Source organism: Variovorax sp. RTB1 (assembly GCF_035018765.1).
GTDB lineage: Bacteria > Pseudomonadota > Gammaproteobacteria > Burkholderiales > Burkholderiaceae_C > Variovorax.
On the sequence record NZ_JASJXG010000106.1, the window covers coordinates 1 to 2,526 of the forward strand.

3 protein-coding genes are annotated in these 2,526 nt (G+C 63.1%); all 3 read left to right on the forward strand.

Translation table 11 applies throughout. The annotated features are described in order from the left end of the window. Window positions 1–108 precede the first annotated feature (108 nt). The 3 genes from QN397_RS26505 (at window position 109) to tnpC (ending at window position 2,474) form a co-directional block, all read left to right on the forward strand. On the forward strand, window positions 109–453 hold the full coding sequence (locus QN397_RS26505; RefSeq protein WP_323502504.1) for a transposase: 345 nt from the start codon (window positions 109–111) through the stop codon (window positions 451–453). Continuing rightward, window positions 450–791 (forward strand): IS66 family insertion sequence element accessory protein TnpB, encoded by a 342-nt coding sequence (gene tnpB / locus QN397_RS26510; RefSeq protein WP_323502506.1) that lies wholly within the window; start codon window positions 450–452, stop codon window positions 789–791. Before QN397_RS26505 ends, tnpB begins: the two co-directional genes overlap by 4 nt. Window positions 792–872: 81 nt before the next feature. Beyond that, on the forward strand, window positions 873–2,474 hold the full coding sequence (gene tnpC, locus QN397_RS26515; protein WP_323502507.1) for an IS66 family transposase: 1,602 nt from the start codon (window positions 873–875) through the stop codon (window positions 2,472–2,474). Window positions 2,475–2,526 lie beyond the last annotated feature (52 nt).

A 2,526-nucleotide genomic window follows, 5' to 3' on the forward strand; every position in this document is an offset into this window, starting at 1 on the left:
GTAAGCGACCAGCCACGGCATCTTGAGAGTTGGTGTCCAGAAGCCGACGATGGTGTCCACTACAAATAGGTGGACACCATGGAAGAGACAAAGAGGATTGTGCGACGCATGCACACGCCCGAGGTGAAGCGGGCTGTGCTGGACGAGTGCCGTGCAGGTGCGTCGGTCGCGAGCGTGGCGATGGCGTTCGGAATCAATGCCAATCTCGTGCACAAGTGGCGTCGGTCTGCACAGCGCGCAGTTGTTGCGACCGGGAACGCAGCAACGCCCGCCATGCCGAAGCCAACGTTTATTCCGCTGGTGATCGGTGCGCCCACGGTGCAGCCACCGACACACGCGCATCTTCAGGAGTTGCGCATTGAATTGCGCGGCGGCGCCTTTGCCGCGACGGTCACCTGGCCGATGTCGGCGAACGCCGAGTGCGCCGGGTGGCTGCGAAAGCTGCTGCGGTGATTCGCATCGACGCGTTGTGGCTTGCCGCCCAACCGGTGGACATGCGAGCTGGCGCCGATCGATTGCTCGCACGCGTGGTGCAGGTCTTCGGTTGCGCCCAGGCCCATCATGGCTACCTGTTTGCCAACGCACGGACGACGCGAATCAAGCTGCTGGTTCATGACGGCTTCGGTGTCTGGTGCGCAGCACGACGCCTCAACGAGGGCCGCTTCGTCTGGCCACGCGAAGCGCGCGCAGATGCCAGTGCGATGGTCGTGACGCAGCAGCAGTTCGACGCCTTGGTGCTCGGTCTGCCGTGGGAGCGACTCGAACAAATGAAGGCGATCTCGCGGATGTGAATTGCGACCCGAAGGGCTTGCCCAGGGCAATGCGAGCATGTCCGTATGGTCACGCAGGCCATGACTCTGCACAATGAAACCATGCTCGATTCGCTCGCCGGACTCAACGTACAGGACCTTCAGGGTCTGAGTCCGGATGCGTGGGCCGAGGTGGCCGCGCAGATGCTCGCTCGCATCGGCGAGCAGAACGAATTCATCGCACAGCAGGCGCAGCTGATCAAGTTCAAGGACGTGAAGATCGAACGCATCATGTTCGAGCTCGCTCGTCTGAAGGCTTACCGGTTCGGGGCCAGGACCGAGCGCATGGACGCCGGGCAGCGCCAGATGTTCGAGGAGACGCTGGCCGAAGATCAGGCCAGCCTGGAAGCACAGCTGGCAGCGCTGCAGGGCGAGCAGGCTGCGTCCTCGGCGCCACCTCCCGATGAGAAGCCCGCACTCAAGCCACGGCGTGCGCTCCTGCCTGATCACCTGCGGCGCGTCGACTACAGCCACGAGCCTGCCAACACCACCTGCCCGACCCCGGGTTGCGGTCAGGCGATGGCGCGCATCGGCGAGGACATCACCGAGAAGCTCGACGTCGTTCCGGCCGAGTTCTTCGTGCATCGGCACATCCGCGGCAAGTGGGCCTGCAGGTGCTGCCAGATACTGGTGCAGCAGCTAGTCGCTCCCCAGATCATCGACAAAGGCATTCCAGCCTCAGGACTGATCGCACATGTGCTGGTCAGCCGCTTCGTCGACCACCTGCCGTACTACCGCCAGGAAAGCATCAACGCGCGCTCGAACGTGCACACACCGCGCTCGACGCTCGCCTCGTGGTCAGGACAAGGAGGTGCTGCATTGCAGCCGCTCTTCGATGTGCACCGCGAGTTCATCCTGCAGTCCAATGTGCTGCATGCCGACGAGACGCCGGTCAGGCTGCTCGACCCCGGCGCCGGCAAGACAAAGAGAGCCTATGTCTGGGCGTATGCGAGGAGCAAATTCGATCCTCTGCCGGGCGTCGCCTATGACTTCTGCCCGGGTCGTGGGGGCAAGTACGCCGTCGCGTTCCTGGGCGACTGGTGCGGCACGCTGGTGAGGGACGAGTTCCGCGGCTACGACAGCGTGGTCAAGCTGCATGAACGGAAGGCGGCCGGTTGCCTGGCGCACGCGAGACGAAAATTCGACGAGCTCATCAAGGACAACCAGAGTCCGGTGGCCCTTGAGGCGGTGCAGCGCATCGCCCTGATCTTCCGTATCGAGCGCGAGGTTCACAGCCTAAGCATAGAGGAGCGCCTTGCCGTGCGGCAAAGCCGGTCGAAGCCGCTGTGGAAAGAGATGCACGTGTGGCTGCAGCTCGAACGCGCACGTGTGCCCAATGGCAGTGGCATCGCCGGGGCGATCGACTACAGCCTGAACCACTGGGACGCGTTGACCGAGCACCTGAGCAACGGCAACGTTGCCGTGGACAACAATCATTGCGAAAATCAAATTCGCCCATGGGCCCTCGGAAGGAAGGCATGGCTATTTGCCGGAAGCGAACTGGCAGGCCAACGCGCTGCCATCGTGATGAGTCTGGTGATGTCGGCCAAGCTCAACGGGCATGACCCCTGGGCGTATCTCAAGGACGTGCTCGAGCGGATACCGACGCAACCCAATAGCCGCATCGAAGAGTTGCTGCCGCACTGCTGGAAACCGCAGGGCTGACGTGAACGATCGCCGTTGGGGCGACGTCAAGATGCCGTGACGGGACGCTTAC

Coding starts and splice junctions, on each gene's coding strand:
- QN397_RS26505 (WP_323502504.1), top strand. CDS start 109: ATGCACACGCCCGAGGTGAAGCGGGCTGTGCTGGACGAGTGCCGTGCA.
- tnpC (WP_323502507.1), top strand. CDS start 873: ATGCTCGATTCGCTCGCCGGACTCAACGTACAGGACCTTCAGGGTCTG.